The organism is Solirubrobacter ginsenosidimutans, assembly GCF_027587205.1.
Window position 1 is genome coordinate 464,443 of record NZ_JAPDOD010000002.1, and the last position, 21,793, is coordinate 486,235.

The window sequence follows — 21,793 nt, forward strand, 5'->3', positions numbered from 1 at the left end:
CACCGCCGCTAGTGCTGCTTGTCGACGCTTGCGCCACTCTGCAGCGCGGGACGGCGATTCGGCGAGCGGCCGCTGCAAGTCCGCAGACACGCGCAAAGTTTCACGGCCTCCGTCACGAGCGCCCGGCCGGTTGGCGTGCGCGATAACGGCGACTAGGTGAACGCCGTGTCCGCGGGTCGGCGGTGGACGTGGCGTTCATGACTCGTCTCCGAGACGGACGATGAGAACCAGCTCCTTGGTGCCGCGGACGATCTTGATGGCGATATCGCTGTCGGTCGCCGCGTCGAGCGCCGCGTAGAGCAGGTCGGGTTCGCTGACCGCCGCTTCGTCTATGGCGACGATCACGTCGCCGCGAGCGACGCCTGCGCGATCGGCGCGACTGCCGGACTCGACGGCTTGGATCAGCAGACCGTCGATCGGCTCGAGGCCGACCGCGGCGCGCAGACGGCGCGCTTGCCGGGCACCGACGAGCGCGACTCCGAGTCGCGGCGGCGCCGTGGCGCGCCCGGACGCCAACGTCGTGGCCCGGTCGCGGAGGACCGCGGCGGGCCAGGCGACGATCAGACCGCCGTCTCGGCGGATGGCGTTGAGCCCGACGATCCGGCCGTCCGCGTCGACGAGCGGTCCGCCGCCCGATCCTCGCGGAAGCGGGGCGGTGTGCTCGATCACGCCCTCGATCAAGCGTCCGGAAGGTCCGCGCAATCCGCTCGGCGCTCGCGAGACGGTGCCGGGGGTGACGCGGAGGCCGCGGCCGAAGGGATCGGCGAGGGCGTAGATCTCTGACCCGATCGTGACGTCTTCGCCGGTCGCCCACTCGATCGGTTCGGGAAGCTCAGGGCCCTCGAGCGTGAGGACTGCGAGGTCGACCGTCGGATCGACGCCGGTCACACGAGCCGCTCGATCGGACTCGCCGACACGGACGGTCAACTCGTCCTTGCGGATGTTGCGGGCGAGCGTGACCGCGACGCCTGGCGCAACGATCACGCCCGACCCGCCGCGCGAGCCGGAGCGAAGACCGATGACGGCCGGGCCGACCTGGCGTGCGATCGTCGCAGTGGTGGAAGGGGACACGGACTCTCCTAACTTGTGACTTGCAAGCGACTATACACAGGCGAATCCGTAAGCTGGTGACATGCCGTTCGTGCCCCTAGAGGCCCTCGATCGGGCCGCGCGTTTGGTCGGCGACCGCTGGTCGTTGCTCGTGCTCGGAGCGCTGCTCGACGGCGACCGGCGCTACGGCGATCTGCTCGAGCAGATCGAGGGGATCTCGACCAACGTCCTGGCCCAGCGCCTCGCCGGGCTCGAGGCCGCGCATCTCGTCATCGCTGAGCCCTACAGCCGACGGCCGCCACGGATGCGCTACTCGCTGACGGCCGACGGCCGCGGGCTCACGGCCGCGCTCGCGGCGCTGTCTGCGTGGGGCGCAGAGCGCGCAGGAGACGAGGAGGAGGTCAGACTTCGCCACGTCTTCTGTGGGACACCGCTTGAGGCACGTTGGCGATGCCCAACCTGCGACATCGACGTCGATCTCCAGGCGGCCACACCCGAGGCGACCATCGACGACACGGTCACCTTCAACGCCTGACCATGCTCGCCGGAGCAGGTTGCCTTCGCCGAACCCAAGCATGGCGGGCTCGACGCGATGATCGCCGCGGCGTGGGTGATCGCCGGGGGCGTGCCGCTATGGCAGATGCCACGTGAGCAGGAGGATGCGGTGCTCGAGGTCGACCTGCGCGCCGTGCTGACGGCGGCTCGCGTCGCGGTGCCGGCGCTGCTGCGCCGCCCGCTGCCGCGAGACGCGCGCTTCATCGCGGTCGCTTCGACCGCGGCGGCGCGCGCTCTCCCGATGCTTGCGGCCTACACCGCCGCCAAGGCGGAGCGCGCTGCCCGACGAGAGCGCCCGCCTCTACGGCCTCGACACCCCCGAGGCGTTCGCGGTCCAAGAGCCGCTCGAGCGGATGCTCGAACCCCGCGAGGTGGCGGCGATGATCGCCTGGCTGGCCGGACCGCCCGGCAGCGACGTGACGGGCGCTGCGCTGGCCGGTCGACGGGGATTGTCCGTGTGAGGGTTGGGCAGACGAGCAGGAGTATCAGTGCGGTTGGTTCGGCTGCGTGAGTTCGTCGAGGCGCGAGAGGAATAGCTTGAGGGTGGGCGAGGTGTTTGACTTGCTGTAGCCGACGGCCAGCTCGATGGTCGGTGGCTCGCCTTCGAGTGGCCGGTTCACGACGGACGTGGGCAGCAGGTTTTTGGCGTAACGGGCCAGGCCGGGCCGGACTCGACCGAGGCGGCGGGGTTGCTCGCCGCGGCGATCATCGCCGGCATCTACAACGCCCGGGTCCACGAGGCGCACCAGAAGGTGCTAGAGGGCGAGAGCGAGGGTCGACGCGATCCAGGCCGACATTGCCCAGATCGGGATCGACAAGGCGTTCGCGTCGTGTGCGGCGGAGGCTACCAGCGGCAATTCACGGGCGATCGGACGACCTGGCAGGCGCGCCGGGAGAGCCTCAACTCGATGGCGGGCAGGCCCAACGTCTGGGCACGTGAGGAGCCGGCGATCGTCTCCGCCGTCGGCCTCGACGCTGGGTCATCGCCGCGGGTGGGGCAGTTTGAGACGCACGCCGTCGTGTGTCGCGTCAGGCGAGCGTGGGATCCGCCGAGCCCAGCATCGATTGTCGTCATCGCAGGTTCCCGTGTTCGCGCATCGCTGATGCGCGGTCACGCCTGCAATGACCACAGCGGTAGCCGACGACGTTGGCGAAACCGTCGTCTCGACAGTCCCAAACGTAGCCAAGCAGTCGCACCATCTCGTCGTAGTCGACGTCGCTGTGCTCTGGAAACCGCCGCCTGAAGCAGGTAAGCAGCTGCGCGTCGGTCAGCAGGGCGCAATGGAGGTTCCGCGTGACGTCGTCAAAGGCGGGATCGGGGCCGCCGGCAACAGTCCACGGCCCCCACCGACCGTCTTCAGCGACGAGCGTGGGACGACGCGCGTAGGGCACGCACATAGCTAAGGGATACTTGATCTCCAAAGACAACCGTAGCGGTAATCAATTCGTCGTAGTGTCATTGATTCGGGGCAACCCCCGCAATTCAGGTGCGATTCCTACACCCGCCGGCTCGGCTGCGCTGACTCTGGCTGCGACCGGCAGCGACCGGAGTTGCTGATCAGGACGGCTTTGCGATCGTGTTCCCGTACCCGGGGCGGCCCTCGGGGAACTCGCCGAGCAGGCACTCGACGAGGCTGGCGACGCTGACTTGCGTGGAGCGGCGTGCGGCTGGTCCGCGGTCAGTCGGAGACGCTTGGTGCGTCGTGGGCGGTTGCGGGCCATGGGGTGCTGGCCGGCTGCGTCGTGAGTTGTGCCGCGGTGGCGTCGAGGGCTTCGAGTGCTGGGAGCAGGAGGGGGTGTCTGCCGCCGGGTGGGAGCAGCGCGTAGACGTCGCGCGAGGGGGCGCTGCCGGCGATGGGGCGCAGTGCGAGGCCTGCGAAGGGCTCGGCGAGGAGTTGCGGGGCGAGCGTGACGGCTAGTCCTCGTGTGACGAGTGCTCGGATCGCGAGTTGGTCGTGTGTGATCGAGACCAGGTTGGGCTCAAAGCCGGCGGCGCGACAGGCGCGGACGATCAGCCCGTCGGTGGTGGCGGCGGTCCAGTCCTCGTCGCTGAGGTCCGCGAGCCGGACTTCCGCGCGTTGGGCGAGGCGGTGGTCTGGCGCGAGGGCGACCATGAGGTCCTCGCTCAGGAGCTCGCGGCGTTCGAGGTCGTCGGGCTGCTGGCGTGGCAGTGTGCTGTCCTGGAAGGCGAGCGCGATGTGCAGTTCGCCGGATCGCACGCGCGCTGGGAGGTCGTCGGTGCCTTCGTCGACGGTGACCTTGGTGTCCGGGTAGCGCTCGCGCAGCTCGGCGATGGCGGCGGGGACGAGACCGGCAAGGGCGGTCGGGAACGCGCCGATGCGCAGTCGCGCGCGGTGGCCGTGCGCGGAGGCTGCGAGTTGCGTGCGGGCGAGCTGGAAGCGCTCGGCGATGGCGTCGGCGTGTGCGAGCAGGATCTGCCCATCGCGGGTGAGTCTGATGCCGCCGGGCTCACGCTTGAGCAACCGCGTCCCGAGCTCACGCTCCAGCGCGGCCACCTGGTTGGAGACCGACGGCTGAGAGAGCGAGAGCTCGCGCGCGGCGTTGGAGAAGGAGCGCTGGTGCGCCACGGCGCGGAATGTCAGGACGCGACGCGGATCCATAGCAACAGACTATAAGAGTACCGAAACGATCATTTGAAGCTATGGCGATTCGGGCGCAGACTTCGTCGCCATGAGCACCGTTCGAAACATCGATCTCAATGACGGAAACGCGATCCCCCAACTCGGCTTCGGGGTCTTTCAGATCGACCCCGATCACACCGCCGAGGCGGTGAGCGCCGCCCTGGACGTGGGCTACCGCCACATCGACACGGCCGAGATGTACGGCAACGAACGCGGCGTCGGCGACGCGGTGCGCGCCTCGGGGCTCGACCGCCGCGAGGTCTTTGTCACCAGCAAGCTCAACAACGCTTTCCATCGGCCCGATGACGCCCGCCGAGCGTTCGAGGAGACCCTCTCCGCGCTCGGTTTCGACTACGTCGACCTCTTCCTGATCCATTGGCCGCTGCCGACGCTGTACGACGGCGACTACGTGTCGACGTGGAAGACGCTCGAGGAGTTCCACCACGACGGCCGGGCGCGCTCGATCGGCGTCTCGAACTTCGAGGTCGCCCACCTCCAGCGACTCGAGCGCGAGTGCGAGATCGTGCCGGCGGTCAACCAGATCGAGCTCCATCCCTACCTGCTCAACGACGACGTCCGCGCCTACGGCGAGACGCAGGGCATCGCCACCCAGGCGTGGTCGCCGATCGCGCAGGGCCAGGTGCTCGACGACCCTGTGATCACGCGGATCGCCAGCAGCCTCCAGCGATCGCCGGCGCAGGTTGTCCTGCGCTGGCACATCCAGCGCGGCAGCATCGTGTTCCCCAAGTCGACGACTCCGGCGCGGATCAAGGAGAACTTCGAGATCTTCGACTTCTGGCTCACGGCCGCCGACATCGAAGCGATCGACCGGCTGGACCGAGGCGAGTCCGGGCGGACCGGTCCCCATCCCGACCGGTTCGCCCACGTCCCCGTCCCCGCGTGACACGCGCCAGCAGGTCCACGCCGAATGTGTGAGCAGCACGTCACGACCCTCGCCGACGCGCGCGCCGACTTCCGCCGCGCGCGCCGAGGACACCTTCTCGCCCGCGCGCGCCGGCGACTCAGGCGCCGCCGGAGCCCGAGCCGGCCGCGACACCTCGCCGACGTCCGCGTGGTCTATTGGAACCCGGGGCGGCGGCAGGAAATCCCACTCGCGGCGATCGTCGGCACCGTCGAGGCCACGGCGGACTTCGACGCCGCCTTCAGGCCCGCCACTGATCGCGTGTCATCGCGTTGGCAGAGCGTCGCGCGCGCCTACCGCGCCGGTCGATCTCTCCCGCCGGTCGCCGTGATCGAGCGCTCAGACGGCTACTACGTCCTCGACGGGCGCCACCGCGTGTCGGTCGCCCGCGCGCTCGGTCACCGACATATCGACGCCTGGACCAGCCCGGCCCCGCCCGGCTCACACGCACCCCCACCAGGATCCCCGACCACCCAGCAACGGGCCATGCCGGGTCTGTCTCATCGCCTCCGATCCGCGGTGACTCGCGCACTGCCTGCGAACCCGGGGAACCGCCATCGCGTGCACTTCTACGCCCGCGCCCACGGCCGTCCGTGTGTCTGCGAGGACCTGTGCTGTTGCTCGCCAAGCGCCTGAAACCAACTGCGGCGAGCGCAGGGTCGCGCCGGAGCCTGGCGTCGAGGTTGCGGTGCACGCGGACCAGGGGTTCGGAGCGGCTCCTGCCAACGCCCGCGTGAGAGAGCGTCAGCGCTCCGGCTCAGCGCTGCCTTGCTCAGGTCGCTCGCTGGACGTCGACGCGCGCCGGGCCGCTGCCGAGGGCGCGGTCCGATGTCATCTTCGCCATACGGACGGCCCGTTCCTCGGATTCCGCCTCGAACGTCATCTCGACCTGCATCCGGCCGATTCCGACATCCACCGCAGCGCCCGTGCCCGGAGCTGCGTCGTCCAGCCTTTGGCGCACACGATCTGTGGTCGCTTGCGTCGGAGGATCACCCACGAGCGGGAACTCCTGCGTGACGCGGAACAGGGCCATTCCCCGATTGTGCGCCCCATCTCGCCTTGGATGCAAGGACTCGGTCGCCGCTTTCCCCTGACAGGCGGGCGGCCTCCGCCGAGTGGCCCGCTACCAGGTCGTCGCCCTGATGCTTCAAGCCTCAAGCGACGCCGAACGGGCCTACGCACCCTTGCGGAGCCGAAGCGCCACAGCACCTGCGGCCGGATGCGCGCGAGGCGTCTTCGCCGGGCGTGCGCGGCAGGGATGACCCTTTTCAGCGCGCCCCAGCGGTGGTTTACTCGCGCGTGCGGTGCAGGACCTCCGCGAGTTCATCGAAGCTGCCCGCGGCGAACGAGACGCCGACCTGTTGCTGCGTGGCGGCCGTGTGGTGAACGTGTTCACGCACGAGATCGTCGAGACCGCGGTCGCGCTGCGTGGCGACCGCATCGTCGGGTTCGGCGAGCGGCCCGCGGGGGAGGTGATCGACGTCGGCGGCCGGTACGTGTGCCCGGGGTTGATCGACGCGCACGTACACATCGAGATCTCGATGCTGCCGCCGCATCGTTTCGCCGACGCCGTCCTGCCGCACGGCGTCACATCGGTGGTGTGTGATCCGCACGAGATCGCGAACGTCCTGGGGCTCGACGGGGTTCGCTACATGCTGGACGTCAGCGAAGGCCTGGATCTATCGGTGCTCGTGATGGCGCCTTCCTGCGTCCCGACGTCGTCGATGGAGACATCCGGCGCAGCGCTCGGCGCTGAAGACCTCATCACCCTGGCTGAGCATCCGCGAGTCCTCGGCCTCGCCGAGGTGATGAACTTCCCCGGCGTCCTCGCCGGCAGTGACGACGTGTTGGACAAGCTGCACGAATTCGCCGGGCGGCCGGTGGACGGGCACGTTCCCGGTTTGACCGGTCCGGACCTCCAAGCGTACGTCGGCGCCGGAATCTCCAGCGATCATGAGTCAGTCGCGGCGGAGGAGGCGCGCGAGAAGCTGCGGTTGGGCATGACGGTGTTCCTGCGCGAGGCCTCCAACGCGCGCAACCTGCTCGCGCTGCTGCCGGTCATCGACGTGCACACCGCGCGCAGGTGCGCGTTCGCGACCGACGATCGCGTGCCGGGCGAGCTGTTGCGTGACGGATCGGTGGACGCGCTCGTGCGACTCGCCGTCCGCGGCGGCCTCGACCCAGTCACCGCGATCACGATGGCGACGCTCAATCCGGCGGAGCACTACGGGCTGCGTGACCGCGGAGCGGTGGCGCCCGGGCGGCGCGCCGACCTGTTCGTCACCTCTGATCTGCATACGTTGCCGGTCGAGCTCGTGATCGCCGGCGGCCGTGTCGTCGCACGCGACGGGCGCCGGCTGCGCGACAGCGTCGCATCCCCCGCGACGCTTCCCGACACCTTCCACGTCGCATGGCCGCCCGACCTGCGACTCGTCGCGCGAGCACGCCGGGCGCGCGTGATCGGCATCGTCGAGGACCAACTCTTGACCACGGCTCACGTGGAGGACGTCCGCGTCCAGGACGGCATCGCCGTAGCCGATCCGGACCGGGACATGCTGCGCCTGAGCGTCATCGAGCGCCACCGTGCGACCGGTAACGTCGGCATGGGGTTCGTGCGCGGCTTCGGCCTTCAACGGGGCGCGATGGCATCGAGCGTCGCGAACGACTGCCACAACATCATCGTCGTAGCCGCCGACGATGACGACGGCCTCGCCGCCGCGCGCGCGGTCGCCGACATGGCCGGCGGGATCGCGGTGGTCGAAGGCGGCGAACTGCGGGCGGTCCTTGCATTGCCGCTCGCCGGCCTGATGGCCGACGAGGCGCCCGAGCTGGTAGCCGATCAGCTCGACGCGGTCACGACCGCGGTGCGGGAGCTCGGCTGCGCGGTGCCGGCGCCATTCATGGCCATGAGCTTCCTGGCGTTGCCCGTGATCCCGCAGCTCAAGCTCACCGACCGCGGGCTGGTAGACGTCGACACGTTCGCCTTCACCGACGTCTTCGTCGACTAGCCGCCGCCCGACGATCCGGGTCAGGGCGGGGTCGTGGTGAGGCGAGCGTCAGACGGTCGCCTGGCCGGCAGCTGGGCCCTGATCGCTGTTCCAGCGTCCGGCGCGCTCTCGATCTGCAGCGTGCCGCCTACGGCCTCCACTCGCTCGGCGAGCCCGGCGAGACCCGAGCCGTGCGAGGCGTTCGCACCGCCCCTTCCGTCGTCGCTGACCGTGAGTTCGAGCCAGCCATCGCGGTGCTTGACGCTGACCTCGGCCCGCGACGCATATGCATGCTTGGCGGCATTGGTCAGCGCCTCCGAGGCCACGTAGTAGACGGCCACTTCGACAGGCTCCTCGAACCGTTCGGTGTCAAGTTCGATCTTCAGGTCGACGGGAACCGCCGAACGACGCGCCAGCGAGCGAAGTGCTGGACTGAGTCCATCCTGCGCGAGGACCGCGGGAGGCAGGCCCCGCGACAACGCGCGCAGATCGTTGAGCGCATCGGTCAGCTCGGTCGCGAGGCGCGAAAGCAGGGCCCGGAGATCATCCATGTCGGGGGCCAGGTCTTCTCCGCGAGCCGCAACTCGAGCACCACGTTCACCAGTCGCTGCTGAGCGCCGTCGTGAAGGTCGCGTTCGAAGCGTCGGCGCGCCTCTTCTCCGGCGCGCACCATCCGTGCTCGCGATTCCGCGAGATCGCGGTCGAAGTCTCGTTGGGCCCGCGCTCGCCGCGCCGCGATGACACTGAGCGCACCGGCCAGCGTGGCGAGCACAAGGCCGCCGGCGAGAATGATCCATGGCAGGAAGGCGCCCGCCCCGCGCGCCGATTGCATCGGCATGGCCACCGCAAATTCCCGTCCGGCGACCATGAACTCCTCGCGAACGGTGTGCCCGTCGTCTTGCAACGAACCTCCGGTGGGAGGGAACCGCAGGCCCGCAGGGTTCCTCGCAGCCGCGCGCAGCGTCGCCTCAGACACGAAGACGGCCACGGCTCCGGGGCGCAGCACCCGGTCGATCACATTGGGTGCCGGCGCGATCAGGAACAAGCCGCGCGTCCCGTCTTTGCGCGCTGCGAGCGGCGTGGCACCGACGCCACCGGGCCGAATCGCGTGGCCCAACGCCGCGACGACTCCGAGCTCACGGCTCAGATCGACGCGGCGAGTCCATCGGTGGGAGACCGGACACGAGCGTTGCCGGCAGGTAGGACGGGCCTGACGGCGCGGGCGTGCGCCGTTGTTCGGGTGCCACGATTGGGCGGCCAATACGCCGCTCGTACTCCGCGCGGTCGGCGGCTCGGACTTCCTCAGGCCACGCGGCGGCCGGGAGGTCGACGGCCGATTACCACGGTGGTCATCAGCTCGACCCGCTCGGTCACCGCCGCCGCCGCCAGCGCGAGCAGCGGATCGAACGAGTCGTAGACGATCCGGTCGATCGCCGCGAGGCTCGCGAAGCCGGCCCTCTCCGCGCGCGTCGCCCACTCGGTGATGAGCGCTCCCGTGCATCCCGGAACCGCGTTCGGGAGACCGATCCCGATCCTCATCCGTCCACGCTATGACCAGCCACCGCCTCCGGCCTCATTCCCAGGGACACCGGAGGCAGCCCCGCAGGACAGTCAAGCGTCGCTGATGCGGTCGGAGATACGCCTTCCGAAACACTGGCCACGGTGGTTTACTCGCGAGGCGATGACTAACGGGGGCACCCGGTCGGGCCAGCTGCGGCGGCGGTCATGGAGCGCCGCCGACGTGCAGGAGGCGCTCGTCATCAGCGGGCAGATTCCGCTGTGGCTGGTGGACGGCGACGACCGCATCGCGTTCGTCAACGAGGCGGCCGTCCGGTTGCTCGGCTATCACTCCGACGACGAGCTGATCGGCCGTCCGAGCCACGACACGGTGCACTGGAAGCACCCGGACGGGTCGCCGTTTCCGGCTGAGGACTGCCCGATCACGCACGCCACGCGGCGCGGCGAGCCTGTGGTGATCGAGCGCGACTGGTGGGTTCGCAAGGACGGCAGCATGCTGCCGATCTCCATCCACTGCGTCCAGATGGAGATCGACGGCCGGATGGGGACGGCGATGACGTTCCACGACCAGACCGCGAGCGTGCAGGCGGAGAATGAGCGTCGAGCGCTCGAGGTCCAGCGCGCGCGACTCGCCGAGGTCCGGGCTTCGCGGACCAGGATTGTCGAGGCCGGCGACGCGCAGCGCCGTCGCGTGGTCCGGGACCTGCACGACGGCGCACAGGCGAGTCTCGTGCGCGTTGTGCTGGCACTGCGGATCGCACTCGACGGCGGTGGCGTTTCCGGCGAGGTGCGACCAATGGTCGACGAGGCACTCGAGAACGCGGGCTCGGCGATCGACGAGCTGCGCGAGCTGGCGCACGGGATTCATCCCGCGGCGCTGACGCAGCACGGCCTCGCGAGCGCGATCGAAGGCCTGGCGGAACGTGCGCCCGTGCCGGTGGTGGTCGAGATCCCGCGGGAGCGGTACGCGGACTCCGTGGAATCGGCCGCCTATTTCGTGGCTTCCGAGGCACTCACGAACGTGGCGAAGTACGCGCGGGCGTCAACCGCGCGCGTGACGCTGACCGACACGGACAGCCAGCTCGTCCTGACCGTCGACGACGACGGCGTGGGCGGCGCGCGACCCTCCGCCGGCGGCGGCCTTGCCGGGCTCGCCGATCGCGTCGCAGCGGTCGAAGGAACGATTCACCTGACCAGCGACCCCGGCGAGGGGACGCACATCCGCGTCGAGATCCCGTTGACGCCGGCGCCGGAGTCAGCCGCGACGGCGGGCGACGATTCGCGTAGCGAGGCATCGGTGCTGATCGTCGACGACGACGCCAAATTCCGGGCGCTTGCCGGGATCATGCTTCGCTCGCGAGGCTTCGAGATCCTCGGTGAGAGCAGTGACGCGGCCTCGGCCGTCGCGATGGCCGTGGAGCACCGTCCCACGGCGATCGTGCTCGATCTCAACCTACCCGACCACGACGGATTCTGGGTCGCCCAGCGGCTCAACGAGGCGGGTGTCGGCGCGCGAATACTGCTCACCTCGTCAATGGCGACGGATGTCTTGCCGAGCGCACTTGACCGGCACGGGATCGTCGCCTTCATCTCCAAAGCCGAGCTTCCCACCACCGACCTCTCCGCCCTCCTGCGCTAGGAGCGCGAGCCAGATCCAAACAGCAAGCCTCAAGGGAGCAGCGTTGGCTTTGGCGCCGTGCCGAAACCGGAAGTCAGGTCAGGGGTACGTCGTGCAGTGCGCGTTGTGTTCCGCCGAAGCGGCATCTCACCCAACGTTCAGCTTCGCCTTGATGAGATCCGCGAGCTGCTCGGTCGCCGCATGACACGCTCGCGAGTAGCGAGTGAACTGTGGAAACCCATGGGTCAGATCGGGGTTGTGCACGTAGCTGATGTCGTTGCCGGCCGCCGCCAGTCGCCGGGCGTACTCGTGCCCGACGTCGCGCAGCGGGTCATATCCGTTGGTCACCAGGATCGTCGGCGGCAGATCGGCGTGTGACTCGGCATTCAGCGGCGTGACGTACGGGTGTCGACCGTCGTCGGAGTTCTTGAGCAGGTTGCGCACCATCTCGTAGATGCCATTGGTCTCCAGGTAGAGCCCGGTCCGGTTCTCGCTCCCGGAGAGCGTGTCGCCGGGGAACGCGGCCTCGGGGAACAGCGGAACCTGGAGCGCCAGCCGCGGGCCATGCTCGTCGCGCAGCTTGAGCGCGATCACACAGGTCATGTTGCCACCGGCCGAGTCGCCACCGAGCGCGATCCTGGCCGGGTCGACGTGCTCGTCTTCGGCGTGTTCGAACAGCCACCGGACGAAGAACTCGATCTCGTCGATCTGCGTCGGGTACTTCGCCTCGGGTGCCAGCTGGTAGTCGACCGCGTAGGTGAGAATGCCGGCGCGCTCGGCGATCAGCCGCATCGGCACCTCGAACTCGTCGAGCGTGCCGTACGTGAAGCCGCCGCCATGGATGTAGACCAGCGCCGCGCTCGGATCGCGGCTCGGCCGGGTGGGGGTGTGGCGACGCACCGTCAGCGATCCGTGCGGCCCCGGGAGGATCAGTGTGTCGACCGCGCCGATCTCCGGCCACGGTCCCTCGCCCAGGACGGCGTGGTCCCGCCGCCCTTGCGCGATCGAGACGTCCGCGCCGAGGGTGGGACCGTGCGGCAGCCACGCCTCCAGTTCGGGATCGAGCGTCCCGCGTCCTACCGATTCCGGGATCGAGTGGCGGTCATAGACGGTCATGGCAAGGCCTCGTGGGATGGCGTGCGCCGCGCGGGGGGTAGTGGCTGACCGTACGACCGTCTGTACGGAAGGCGCCCTTGCCGTCCGGCGTGTCCACCCGGTCGGGCGAACTCGACAGCTTGGTGGCGACGCCCTTTCGCTCACCGGCTGCTCCTTCCATCTGACGGGAGCACTCGGGCCGGCTGAAGCGCTGACTGCTCCTATCCGTGCCGTGCAGCACCGACGCGCTCGGAGGGGCGTCGCCCGATCCGCTCGCGCTTTCGCACAAAGATTCGATGAACGAGAGAAAGCCCAACCAGAACGAAGAAAGGCCCGCAGTCCGCAGGCCTTCCGTTCCATGGGCGCGGCGGGTTTCGAACCTGCGACCTCTCGCGTGTGAAGGGAAGAAGAGGGTTCGCGCCGCGCGCAATCGGCGCAGCACCGCGGTTCATCGGGTCCTAGCGGCTCGATCACCGCGGTGCTTCCCGCCTGCTCGGGCACGTTGTGGGCACGGCCGACCCCTCGGCTCTCGGGGGCATCGCCCCCATACCCGGCCATCAGCGGAGCGACGCGGTGGCCGTCAAGATGGAGTCCGTCAGGACCGGGCGAAGCCCGTCGCGAAGCGATCCTCTTGACGGACGCCGTGGCGCGGAGCTACACGAGCTCGCCCTCGTCGACCGCCGCGATCGCGCACTGATCTCCTCGAGCTCCTGGTCGCCGGTGGTGTTGGCCGGCGAGCACGGCGAGCGAAGCGAGCCGCGCGCAGCCGGCCGCGGCCGAAGGCCGCCTTGACGTGGTAGAGGATCTCGTTACGGACGCCGGAGACGGTTCGCGCGCGGCGAGTTGTCGCGCGCGTGGGCCTGTCTTGCGTGGGCCCGTCATGGAGTGCGGGCAAACGTACATGATGGGCACTGCGTCGCTAGGCTCACCGATAGGAATCGAGCCTTGGAAGCAATCGGACAGATCCGCGATCTTGTGACCTTTGAGCGTCCGCCGCTCAACGAGGTCTACCTGTCCGTTCAGTTTGCGACCGACGTGTCGGACGAGGCTGTGGCCCTTGCCGAGTTCTGGCCTCTCATTCGTGCGGACTTCCCAACGCTTGAACGGCATCCAGCGCTGCCGCCCGTGGAGGAGACGTTCGATGTTCCGCCGAAGGTCGGTCCGCCCAACCTTCCGTTTCGGATCGGTACCGGTGCGATGCCCCAGAGATATTGGTTTGTCTCTGCTGATTCGACGAGGTTGGTTCAAGTCCAACCGGATCGGTTTCTCTTTAACTGGCGTCGAGTGCGTCCCGACGACGAGTATCCGCGCTTTCGAGCCTTGGTCCCGGAGTTCGAGCGCCTATTCGAAGCGTTCGTCCAAGTGCTGTCCGCAGACCAGAGGAAGGCGGCGACGGCCGCCTGGGCTGAGGTTGGCTACATAAACCACGTGGATGCCCCCGACGAACTTCGTCCCGGCGGACATATCTCGCTAGATCGGATCTTCACCTTCGTCTCGAAGATCGACGCGACCGCCTTTGATCCCGTCGAGGACATGCAGCTACAAGTTCGGTCCACCATCAGAGATGATGGCGACGCTCCTCTCGGACGGATCTATCTCAGTGCGACACCGGCGTATCGCAATGCAGACCAGATGCCGATCTACGTTGTCGAACTGATTGCGCGTGGTCGTCCCGGAGGCTCAGAACCCAAGGATCTGGCCAACTTCTTTGCGCGAGGGCGAGAAATGGTGGTGGACGCCTTCTGCAGCGTGACCACGACCGAAATGCACGACGCGTGGGGCCTGCGGACTAAGAGTTAGTCATGGCGGTCGCCCCCGGCAAGACCATTCAGCCAGCGCGAGCGCAGCCTTCGGCAAGTGCCCCCCGCGCCGACGAGTTTCACATGGTCCGACTGTGGCGCCCGGGTGTGCGGCCGTACGAGGATCTCCGCACGTTCCGATACGAGACTGGTGTCGGGGCCGTCGGAAGCGCGGGCATCGTGGGCGCGATGCCTCGGGCTATCGACGCGTGGGGTTACCCGGGTTCCTGTTGGGTCGAGCGCGGTCCGATGTCCTCTGAGTACTCGGTGATGCTCTTCGATCCAGCCTCGATTCGCCCAGCAAACGCGATGTCGGTGATCGAGACGTACGGAACGCCCGTCGCTGGACCGGCTTGGCGGCGGACAACGTCGGAACGGCTTTCGAATCTCCTTGGGTTGCCCGACGACTGGGACAGCAACGGTTCGGGCGCGCCGTCGCTAATGGCAGCTATCGAGGCATTGTCGCTACTCGAGCGAGTTCTCGGCAGCGATGCCGTTGCGCCCTCAGTCGTCCCGTTGAGCGACGGCGGTGTGCAACTCGAGTGGCACCGACGGGGGACCGATGTTGAGGTGATTCTCGGGCCCGTCGACGATCGCGGGATCTTTGTCGAGGACACAAATGGCGTGTGGGAGGGGTCCGTCGATGATTCGTCGGATGTCGTTGAACTTGCTCGACGGTTGACCGATGTCGCTGCTGCTGCGGCCGGATGACGCTGCCGGTAGGCCCTGTTGCGGGCGGAACCAAGCTATACAGGCGAATCCCTCCGAGTTGGCTGACCCCGGACGAGGACCGGGGGTGCCGAAGGATCTCGAGCGCCGCGTTCAGGGACAAAGAGGCATCGATCTTCCTGGCCGACGTTCTTGATCAACTAAAGAAGGACCCATCGGACATCCTCGTCGGCAGCCATGCCGGTGACTACCTCGTTTCGGTCACGGCCGACGATGCCTTCGAGTTCGAGCAAGAGGTGAAGCGCTCGCCGGTCGAAGGAGTCGCGGAGGGCGATGTTCAACAGGCGCACGGCGAGGTCTCCGGGTCAAAGGAGAAGAAATTCGACGGTGTCCGGGTGAAGCATCACCTGTGTCGACGGGCACTCTGGGTCGTCGCCCCCGATGACGCCTGTCCAGATGCTCAGGGAGGAACTGGTGGACCTTCCGGGTCTGCCGACCGGCGTTGACGTGAGCGGGTGGCGAACCGAGGTCTGCACGGCTGGCCATCCTGCGCCGTCCTATGGACTGATGCGGATGCCGTCGTGTGCTCGCACGGCGGGGCGCAGGTCGAGAGTAAGCGCATCGAGGAGGCGTGCGCTGTATGCGTCCGACATTCTCCGCATCAGCTCCTCCGGTCTGAGCCAATCGACCTCTGCGGCTTCGTCGCTGGCGCGTGCCGTCCCGGCGATGACATCGCACCGAAACACGAGGGCGACAATGCCACGGATCATGTTCTTGTAGACGCCGGTGAGCGCGAGTGGTCTGATGTCAAGACCCGTCTCCTCGTGGACCTCCCGAACGAGTCCGTCGGTGATCGATTCGTCGAGTTCGAGGACTCCGCCGGGTGGTTCCCAGTTGCCGTTGTCGGCGCGGCGGATGACGAGGAAGCGGCCTTGGTCGTCGAGGATGGCGGCGGCGACGCTGACGGAGTGTCTGGGGGGCTCGTTGGGGTCGGTGGCCATGGGTACGATCCTCGTCTAGACGAGTGTAGGTCTTGCGTGTGCTGACGGCTATCGACCCAACGAGTGATCGCCCGGTCTTCAAGCAGATCGCTGATGGTCTGCGGTCGGAGATTCTCGGCGGGGAGCTTGAGGCGGGCGCGCGGATGCCCAGCGAGCAGGAGCTGATGAATCGGCTCCACGTGGCGCGGGGCACGGTGCGCGACGCGATGGATCTCTTGCGGGCCGAAGGTCTGGTGCGGACTGAGCACGGGCGGGGGAGTTTCGTGCGCGATCGGCCGCCGGTTCGCCGGGTCGCGCACGACCGGTTTGCCCGCCGGCATCGTGACCGTGGCCAGGCGGCCTATCTTGCCGAGCTAGAAGCGGAGGGCCGGCGGCCGGAGGTCCAGGTGTTGGAGATCGCGCGGGTGAAGGTGCCCGACGAAGTCGCGGTGTGGCTGCAGTTGGCGATCGGCGCCGAGGTCGTGATTCGCCGGCGGCGATATCTCGCGGATAGCGAGCCGATGGAATTGGCGACGTCGTACATCCCGCTCGACCTTGCCGAAGGCACCGCGATCGAGGACCCGAACACGGGACCCGGCGGCATCTACGCTCGCCTCGAGGAGCGAGGGCACGAGCTGAAGCGCTTCTCGGAGGAGGTCTCCTCGCGGATGCCGACGAGCGACGAGGTCCGGGCGCTAGTGCTGCAACCCGGGGTGCCCGTGTTTCGCGTGGTGCGGGTCGCGTACGACACGAACGAGCGGCCGGTTGAGGCGTGCGACACGGTGATGGCGGCCGATCGCTACGTGCTCAGCTACGAGCTGCCTGCGCGCTGAGCGGCGCGCGATCGTCTCTGCGCTGACCTGAGGCGTTGACACGTCCGCGAGCGTGCGTACTCTCCTACTCGTCTATACGAGTAGTCGACTAAGGGAGTCGCATGCGTCTACCGATCGACACGAGCCGGTTGCAGTTCCTGGTGGTCGCTGCAGCTGAGCCGCTGAAGCAGTACGAGGAGGGCAAGCCGCGTGAGGCGTGGGCGCCGCGGGTGGACACCAACGGCGAGGTGCTGTGGCGGGTGCAGTTGGTTGCGCTCGGTGATGGTGAGGCGGAGATCATCCGCGTCTCGCTGCCGGGTGACCCGGCGGTGACGCAGGGCGAGATGGTGCGCGTCGAGGGGATGACGGCGCAGGCTTGGGAGATGGAGGGCCGCAACGGCATGGCGTTCCGCGCCGCCGCGATTCGCCCGCTGCGGACCGGCGGTGAGAAGGCGGCGGCGTGATGACCGGGGAACTGAGCCGGTCGCGGCCGCGCCGGGATCGTCGAAACGAGGAGCTGTTCGCGCGGGTGGCCGGGGTGCTCGGTGCGCTGTGGCGGTTGCGGCTCGAGCTCGGCCTGGTGGCGTCGCTCGTATGCGGCCAGCTGGTGCTCGCGGGCCTGGTCGGCGACGTCGCCGCGGTGGTCCTCGTGATCGCGCTCGCGGCGGGGTTGCTGGCGATCCCGGTCGTTCGTCGCTGGCTGCTGTGGGCGCTGCGTGCTGCGCGGGTGCGTCGGGCGTGGTGGCGAGCGTGGACGGACTGCGAGCTGCCGCGCGTGCGCGCTGGTCGGGTGAGCGCCATTCCCGCGGGCGAGCTCGTGCGCGTGCGTGCGTCGCGCGGGTCGTCTCTTGAAGCGGTGGAGAATCGTGCCGAAGAGCTGGCGGTGTGCCTGCAGGTGCGTGAGGTCCGGATCGCCCGCGACGCCGACAATGCGGCGACGGGGACGGTGACGCTGGTGCGGCGCGACCCGCTGGCCGGCATGAAGTCGGTCCCGTGGCGATGCCGCGACGCTGAGGAGCTGTCGTTGTGGGAGCCGATCCCTGTCGGTGTCGATGAGCTCGGCGAGACCGTGACGGTGTGCCTGCCTGAGCGCAACGTGCTGCTGGGCGGCGAGCCGGGCGCGGGCAAGAGCGCGGCGCTCTCGATCCTCGTCGCGACCGCGGCGCTGGACCCGGGCGTGCGGTTGTGGCTGTTGGACGGCAAGCTGGTCGAGCTGTCGGTCTGGGCGCCGTGCGCGCAGCGGCTCGCCGGACCCGACATCGACGAGGCGATCGCGCTGCTTCGCGAGTTGCGGGAGGAGATGGAGGCGCGCTACAGGGAGCTGCTCGCCCGTGGTCAGCGCAAGATCGCGCGCGAGGACGGCCTGGCGCTGCACCTGGTGGCGTGCGATGAGCTGGCGTTCTATCTCGGCTGCGAGGATCGAAAGAAGCAGCGCGAGTTCGCCGAGCTGCTGCGCGATCTCGTCGCCCGCGGCCGCGCGGCCGGCGTGATCGTCTGTGCTGCCACCCAGAAGCCCGCGTCCGACGTGGTGCCCTCGGCGCTGCGTGATCTGTTCGGGTTCCGGCTGGCGCTGCGCTGCAACACGCCGCAGGCCTCGGACACAATCCTCGGACAAGGCTGGGCGACGCTCGGGCACAACGCGGCGACGATCTCCCCCGGCCAACGCGGCGTCGGGTTGCTGCTGGCCGAGGACGGCACGCCGGTCCGCCTGCGCGGCTTCCATCTCACCGACGGCGACGTCGACGAGCTGGCCGGTCGTGCCGCGGCGCTGCGAGCCGACGACTGGTTGACCGCGGCTGAGGAGACGACGCGATGAGTGGGCCGCGTGAGGTCATCGAGGCGCTCGGTCGCGCGGACGCGGCCACGATCAGCCACCTCGCCCAGCACGGCCCGACCAACGCGCTGACGATCAGCCAGGCGTGCGAGATCAGCCGGCCCGGCGCGCGGGCGCGGCTGGTGAAGCTCCATCTCGGCGGCGTGGTCGCGCTTGAGGATCGCTACACCCGTCGCTTCCGGGGCGGCGTCGACGATCGCTTCTTCCTGGACCCCGACGCACTGCGTTACGCGGCGCGCTGGCTGGACGCGCTCGCCGCTCGCGCCGAACGGGCGAATCGGCTCGGGGCGATCGTGCCGCTCGCTGGAGGGCGGTCGCGATGAATCGCGATCGCCGTTCCCCCGATCGCGGTCCATACCGCCTTCGCCTGCCGCCCGGTTTGGAGAGCCGCCGCGCTTCGCGTTGGATCGATCTCGACGAGGTCGCTCCGTGGGTCGTGGCCGATGTCCGCGCTTGGCCGCGGAGCGTCGAGGACCGCCTGATCGCGGTCCGCATGGGCATCAGCCTCGCCCAGGTACGAGCCGTCCGCAGGACTCGTTCGTGACCCCTGGGCTCGCAGCTGGCGAGGGGTTCACGCCCGAGTTGCTCGTCGAGCTGGCCGAGCGCGCCGGGCAGCCCGACTTCCCGAGGTTGGAGAAGCAACTCAGGTCGACCGGCTACTGCGCGCGACCGGTGCGGCTGAAGGGCCACACCGAGGTCTGCGGCGAAGACGGCCGCTGGCGCTCGACCTGGTCGACGGCGACCGAGCCTGACGGCGTGCTCAGGAAGGCGTGCGGGAACCGGCGCGAGGCGATCTGCCCGGCGTGCGCGGAGCGCTACCGGCAGGACGCGTATCACCTGATCGCGGCCGGGCTACGCGGCGGCAAGGGGGTGCCCGACTCCGTCAGCGCGCATCCGATGATCTTCGCGACGCTGACGGCGCCCAGCTTCGGCCCCGTCCACACCCGCGTGCTCGGCGCAGACGGCCGGCCGAAGCGTTGCCGACCGCGACGCGACGCGCCCGTCTGCCCACACGGTGAGTCGTTGAGCTGCACCGCCGTCCACGACGAGGGCGACGAGTGCCTCGGCGCGGCCCTGTGCCGCGAGTGCTTCGAATACGACCGCGCGCTGCTGTGGAACAGCCTGCTCGGCGAGCTCTGGCGCCGCACGACGATCTACCTGCCGCGCAAGCTCGCCCAACGCCTCGGGATCACGCAGAAGCGGCTCAAGCAGCTCGTGCGCGCCGCCTACGTCAAGGTCGCTGAGTACCAGCAGCGCGGCCTGGTGCATGTGCACGTCGTGATCCGCCTCGACGAGGCGCTGCCCACTTACCGGCGCGACGTCATCCGCGCGCCCGATCACCGCTTCACGGTCGAGCTGCTCGAGCACGCGCTCCGCGCTGCGGCGGCCGCGGTCACCGTGCCCGTCCCGGCCGAGGCCGGCGGCGGCTTCGTCCGCTGGGGCGCGCAGCTCGACGTCCAGCACATCGGCGCAAACGAAGCGGGCCGCTGCGCCGGATACCTCGCCAAGTACGCCACCAAGGCGACCGAGCAGGCCGGCGGCGTCCTGCATCGCGTGAGCGAGCACGAGGTCGACGAGCTCGCCGTGTCACCGCACGTGCGCGAGTACCTGCGGCATGCGTTCGCGCTCGACGTCCAGGTCGCCGACCGCAAGCTCGCGCGCAATGCGCACGCCTTCGGCTACCGCGGCCACTGCCTGACCAAGTCGCGGCGCTATTCGACGACGTTCAAGCAGTTGCGCGCCGACCGCGAGGCGTTCGTGCACGCGCAGATCCTCGCCCGCTCGCGCGACGCGGCGCAGCTCGCGATCGCCGCGGCCGCGCCCGATCGGCGCCGCGGCGTCTACGCGTTCGACGGCCAGGGGCACTTCACAACCCTTCAAGGTCTGCTGGCCGAGAAAGGGCGTGCGCGAGAGCGAGAGATGCGCCGGATCGCCCGCGAAGAGCTGTGCGACCAACCACCCACCCGAAGGGAGCACCCATGCCAGACCCCGCAGCGATGACCGCTGCCGCAACGGCCGAGTTCGAGCCGTTCCTGACCGCCCGCGAGGTCGCCGAGCGACTCCGCATCGCCCCATGCACGGTCCTTCGCTACTTCGACGAGGGCGTCCTGCCGGGCCGGCGGTTGCGTGTCGGCCCGCGGCGGCCGGTGCGGTTCCGCTGGAGCGAGATCGAGGCGGTGCTGCTCTCCGAAGGTCCGCAATGAGCGGCCGCATCCGGACGGGCGAGATCAAGCGCACTACCGGCGGCTGGGCGATCCGCTATCGCGACGCGCGGGGACACCGCAAACAGCGCGGCGGCTTCAGGACCAAGGGCGAGGCGAAGCTCGCGCTCGACGACGAGCTGCGGAAGGCGCGCCTCGGCCCGCTCTACCGCCCGGACGTGACGCTGCAGCAGCTCGTCGACGCGTTCCTGGACCAGTACCAGGGCGCGCCTGCGAGTAAGAGCTGGCTCAGCCACTACCTCGTCAAGGCGACCGACGCGTTCGGCGATCAGGCGATCGGCGACCTGAACGCGCTCGACGTCTCGCGCTGGCGGGCGAAGATGCCCGAGACGATGCGCCACGGTGCGCATAGAGCGCTTCGGCAGGTTCTTGCGTCGGCGGTCCGCTGGCAGTGGATCGAGCGCAACGTCGCGCTCGACGTGAAGAACCCGCAGCACCCGAAGGCTGAGTTCGTCCCGTTCGAGACTTGGGATGAGGTCGACGGCGTCGCGGCAGAGCTCGGCCCGTTCGGGCCGATCGCGGTCTTCTGCGTGGGCACCGGCGTGCGGCCTGAGGAAGCCTTCGGCGCCGACTGGAGCGACGTCGACTTGAAGGCCGGCGTGTTCACGATCCGGCGCGCGTACGCCAAGGGCACGCTCAAGACCTACGCGAAGACGGTGCGCTCGCGGCGGCGGGTCCCGATCCGCGCGAAGGTGATCGCGAGTCTGGAGACGGTGCAGCACCGCGAGGGGATCCTGTTCCCTGCGGCGGAGGGTGGGCGGATCGACATCAACAACTGGCGCAGCCGCGAGTGGACGCCTGCGCTGAAGGCGGCCGGCGTCGAGCATCGCCGCATCTACGACATGCGCCACACCTTCGCGACGTGGAGCCTCGCGGCGGGCATGAGCATCTTCACCCTCGCCCGCCGGATGGGCACGAGCGTGCCGGTGATCGACGCGACGTACGGCCACCTGGCGATCGACGCAGACGGCAACGACCGCGAGCTGCTCGACGCCTACGACGAATCCAAAGGGCACGTAGTGGGCACGGAAGACGGCGACGAGCCGGACTCGAACCGCCCCGAGAACGACGAAACCGCGCCGTAGCGCGG

General features: G+C 69.0%; 24 protein-coding genes and 2 pseudogenes. 16 read left to right on the top strand and 10 right to left on the bottom strand.

Going from position 1 to position 21,793, the window contains the following annotated elements:
- Positions 1 to 195: 195 nt before the first annotated feature.
- Positions 196 to 1,071: a S1C family serine protease gene (locus OM076_RS45850; protein WP_270038297.1), complete on the bottom strand. Its 876-nt coding sequence runs from the start codon at positions 1,069 to 1,071 to the stop codon at positions 196 to 198.
- Positions 1,072 to 1,132: 61 nt separating this feature from the next.
- Between OM076_RS45850 and OM076_RS04700 the strand changes: the two genes are divergently transcribed.
- The 3 genes and pseudogenes from OM076_RS04700 to OM076_RS04705 all read left to right on the top strand — a co-directional run bounded on the left by OM076_RS04700 (position 1,133) and on the right by OM076_RS04705 (position 2,066).
- Positions 1,133 to 1,585, top strand: coding sequence for a winged helix-turn-helix transcriptional regulator (locus tag OM076_RS04700; protein WP_270038298.1), 453 nt, complete (start codon positions 1,133 to 1,135; stop codon positions 1,583 to 1,585).
- Positions 1,586 to 1,642: 57 nt separating this feature from the next.
- Positions 1,643 to 1,816, top strand: a pseudogene (locus tag OM076_RS46745) (mycofactocin-coupled SDR family oxidoreductase); the annotation flags it as partial.
- A gap of 34 nt (positions 1,817 to 1,850) precedes the next feature.
- Complete coding sequence (locus OM076_RS04705) at positions 1,851 to 2,066, top strand: hypothetical protein (RefSeq protein ID WP_270038299.1); 216 nt, start codon at positions 1,851 to 1,853, stop codon at positions 2,064 to 2,066.
- Between the two features lie 24 nt (positions 2,067 to 2,090).
- On the opposite strand, the pseudogene OM076_RS04710 reads toward OM076_RS04705, so the two are convergent.
- The 3 genes and pseudogenes from OM076_RS04710 to OM076_RS04720 form a co-directional block, all read right to left on the bottom strand.
- Positions 2,091 to 2,264 (bottom strand): annotated as a pseudogene (locus tag OM076_RS04710) (LysR family transcriptional regulator); the annotation flags it as partial.
- A 412-nt stretch (positions 2,265 to 2,676) separates the two neighbouring features.
- Positions 2,677 to 3,027: a hypothetical protein gene (locus OM076_RS04715; protein ID WP_270038301.1), complete on the bottom strand. Its 351-nt coding sequence runs from the start codon at positions 3,025 to 3,027 to the stop codon at positions 2,677 to 2,679.
- Between the two features lie 257 nt (positions 3,028 to 3,284).
- Positions 3,285 to 4,226 (bottom strand): LysR family transcriptional regulator, encoded by a 942-nt coding sequence (locus OM076_RS04720; RefSeq protein ID WP_270038302.1) that lies wholly within the window; start codon positions 4,224 to 4,226, stop codon positions 3,285 to 3,287.
- A 70-nt stretch (positions 4,227 to 4,296) separates the two neighbouring features.
- Here OM076_RS04720 and OM076_RS04725 point away from each other — a divergent pair, with 70 nt between their 5' ends.
- Positions 4,297 to 5,151, top strand: a complete 855-nt coding sequence (locus OM076_RS04725; RefSeq protein WP_270038303.1) for an aldo/keto reductase — start codon at positions 4,297 to 4,299, stop codon at positions 5,149 to 5,151.
- 790 nt (positions 5,152 to 5,941) lie between these two features.
- Here the strand turns inward: OM076_RS04725 and OM076_RS04730 are convergent.
- On the bottom strand, positions 5,942 to 6,202 hold the full coding sequence (locus OM076_RS04730; RefSeq protein ID WP_270038304.1) for a hypothetical protein: 261 nt from the start codon (positions 6,200 to 6,202) through the stop codon (positions 5,942 to 5,944).
- A 271-nt stretch (positions 6,203 to 6,473) separates the two neighbouring features.
- Between OM076_RS04730 and ade the strand changes: the two genes are divergently transcribed.
- Entirely contained in the window at positions 6,474 to 8,177 is a 1,704-nt protein-coding gene (gene ade / locus OM076_RS04735; RefSeq protein WP_270038305.1) for an adenine deaminase, read from the top strand.
- A 20-nt stretch (positions 8,178 to 8,197) separates the two neighbouring features.
- Here ade and OM076_RS04740 read toward each other — a convergent pair whose 3' ends face one another.
- The 3 genes from OM076_RS04740 to OM076_RS04750 form a co-directional block, all read right to left on the bottom strand.
- Entirely contained in the window at positions 8,198 to 8,707 is a 510-nt protein-coding gene (locus tag OM076_RS04740) for a sensor histidine kinase (protein ID WP_270038306.1), read from the bottom strand.
- Positions 8,662 to 9,201 (bottom strand): histidine kinase, encoded by a 540-nt coding sequence (locus OM076_RS04745; RefSeq protein ID WP_270038307.1) that lies wholly within the window; start codon positions 9,199 to 9,201, stop codon positions 8,662 to 8,664. Before OM076_RS04745 ends, OM076_RS04740 begins: the two co-directional genes overlap by 46 nt.
- 257 nt (positions 9,202 to 9,458) lie before the next feature.
- Entirely contained in the window at positions 9,459 to 9,695 is a 237-nt protein-coding gene (locus tag OM076_RS04750; protein WP_270038308.1) for an LLM class flavin-dependent oxidoreductase, read from the bottom strand.
- A 142-nt stretch (positions 9,696 to 9,837) separates the two neighbouring features.
- Here OM076_RS04750 and OM076_RS04755 point away from each other — a divergent pair, with 142 nt between their 5' ends.
- The gene (locus tag OM076_RS04755; protein WP_270038309.1) at positions 9,838 to 11,313 is read left to right on the top strand and encodes a response regulator; all 1,476 of its coding nucleotides are present in this window, start codon (positions 9,838 to 9,840) and stop codon (positions 11,311 to 11,313) included.
- 126 nt (positions 11,314 to 11,439) lie between these two features.
- Here OM076_RS04755 and OM076_RS04760 read toward each other — a convergent pair whose 3' ends face one another.
- Positions 11,440 to 12,408 (bottom strand): alpha/beta hydrolase, encoded by a 969-nt coding sequence (locus tag OM076_RS04760; protein ID WP_270038310.1) that lies wholly within the window; start codon positions 12,406 to 12,408, stop codon positions 11,440 to 11,442.
- A gap of 924 nt (positions 12,409 to 13,332) precedes the next feature.
- Here OM076_RS04760 and OM076_RS04765 point away from each other — a divergent pair.
- From OM076_RS04765 to OM076_RS04775, 3 genes are all read left to right on the top strand, one after another.
- Entirely contained in the window at positions 13,333 to 14,187 is an 855-nt protein-coding gene (locus tag OM076_RS04765) for a TIGR04255 family protein (RefSeq protein WP_270038311.1), read from the top strand.
- An 83-nt stretch (positions 14,188 to 14,270) separates the two neighbouring features.
- Complete coding sequence (locus tag OM076_RS04770) at positions 14,271 to 14,897, top strand: hypothetical protein (protein ID WP_270038312.1); 627 nt, start codon at positions 14,271 to 14,273, stop codon at positions 14,895 to 14,897.
- Complete coding sequence (locus OM076_RS04775; protein WP_270038313.1) at positions 14,894 to 15,361, top strand: hypothetical protein; 468 nt, start codon at positions 14,894 to 14,896, stop codon at positions 15,359 to 15,361. The genes OM076_RS04770 and OM076_RS04775 overlap by 4 nt, the downstream gene beginning before the upstream one ends.
- Before the next feature lie 51 nt (positions 15,362 to 15,412).
- Here the strand turns inward: OM076_RS04775 and OM076_RS04780 are convergent, their stop codons facing one another.
- Positions 15,413 to 15,856 carry an NUDIX hydrolase gene (locus OM076_RS04780; protein WP_270038314.1) on the bottom strand — a complete coding sequence of 148 codons (444 nt, stop codon included), beginning with the start codon at positions 15,854 to 15,856 and terminating at the stop codon, positions 15,413 to 15,415.
- 38 nt (positions 15,857 to 15,894) lie between these two features.
- On the opposite strand from OM076_RS04780, the gene OM076_RS04785 reads away from it, so the two are divergent.
- The 7 genes from OM076_RS04785 (at position 15,895) to OM076_RS04815 (ending at position 21,788) form a co-directional block, all read left to right on the top strand.
- Positions 15,895 to 16,668, top strand: a complete 774-nt coding sequence (locus OM076_RS04785; RefSeq protein WP_270038356.1) for a GntR family transcriptional regulator — start codon at positions 15,895 to 15,897, stop codon at positions 16,666 to 16,668.
- Positions 16,669 to 16,769: 101 nt separating this feature from the next.
- Complete coding sequence (locus tag OM076_RS04790) at positions 16,770 to 17,111, top strand: hypothetical protein (RefSeq protein WP_270038316.1); 342 nt, start codon at positions 16,770 to 16,772, stop codon at positions 17,109 to 17,111.
- Positions 17,111 to 18,463 (top strand): FtsK/SpoIIIE domain-containing protein, encoded by a 1,353-nt coding sequence (locus OM076_RS04795; RefSeq protein WP_270038317.1) that lies wholly within the window; start codon positions 17,111 to 17,113, stop codon positions 18,461 to 18,463. Before OM076_RS04790 ends, OM076_RS04795 begins: the two co-directional genes overlap by 1 nt.
- On the top strand, positions 18,460 to 18,804 hold the full coding sequence (locus OM076_RS04800) for a hypothetical protein (RefSeq protein WP_270038318.1): 345 nt from the start codon (positions 18,460 to 18,462) through the stop codon (positions 18,802 to 18,804). The genes OM076_RS04795 and OM076_RS04800 overlap by 4 nt, the downstream gene beginning before the upstream one ends.
- 217 nt (positions 18,805 to 19,021) lie before the next feature.
- A complete protein-coding gene (locus OM076_RS04805) occupies positions 19,022 to 20,482 on the top strand; it encodes a replication initiator (protein ID WP_270038320.1) in 1,461 nt (486 codons plus the stop codon).
- On the top strand, positions 20,479 to 20,685 hold the full coding sequence (locus OM076_RS04810) for a helix-turn-helix transcriptional regulator (protein WP_270038321.1): 207 nt from the start codon (positions 20,479 to 20,481) through the stop codon (positions 20,683 to 20,685). The genes OM076_RS04805 and OM076_RS04810 overlap by 4 nt, the downstream gene beginning before the upstream one ends.
- The gene (locus tag OM076_RS04815; RefSeq protein ID WP_270038322.1) at positions 20,682 to 21,788 is read left to right on the top strand and encodes a site-specific integrase; all 1,107 of its coding nucleotides are present in this window, start codon (positions 20,682 to 20,684) and stop codon (positions 21,786 to 21,788) included. The genes OM076_RS04810 and OM076_RS04815 overlap by 4 nt, the downstream gene beginning before the upstream one ends.
- Positions 21,789 to 21,793: the final 5 nt, after the last annotated feature.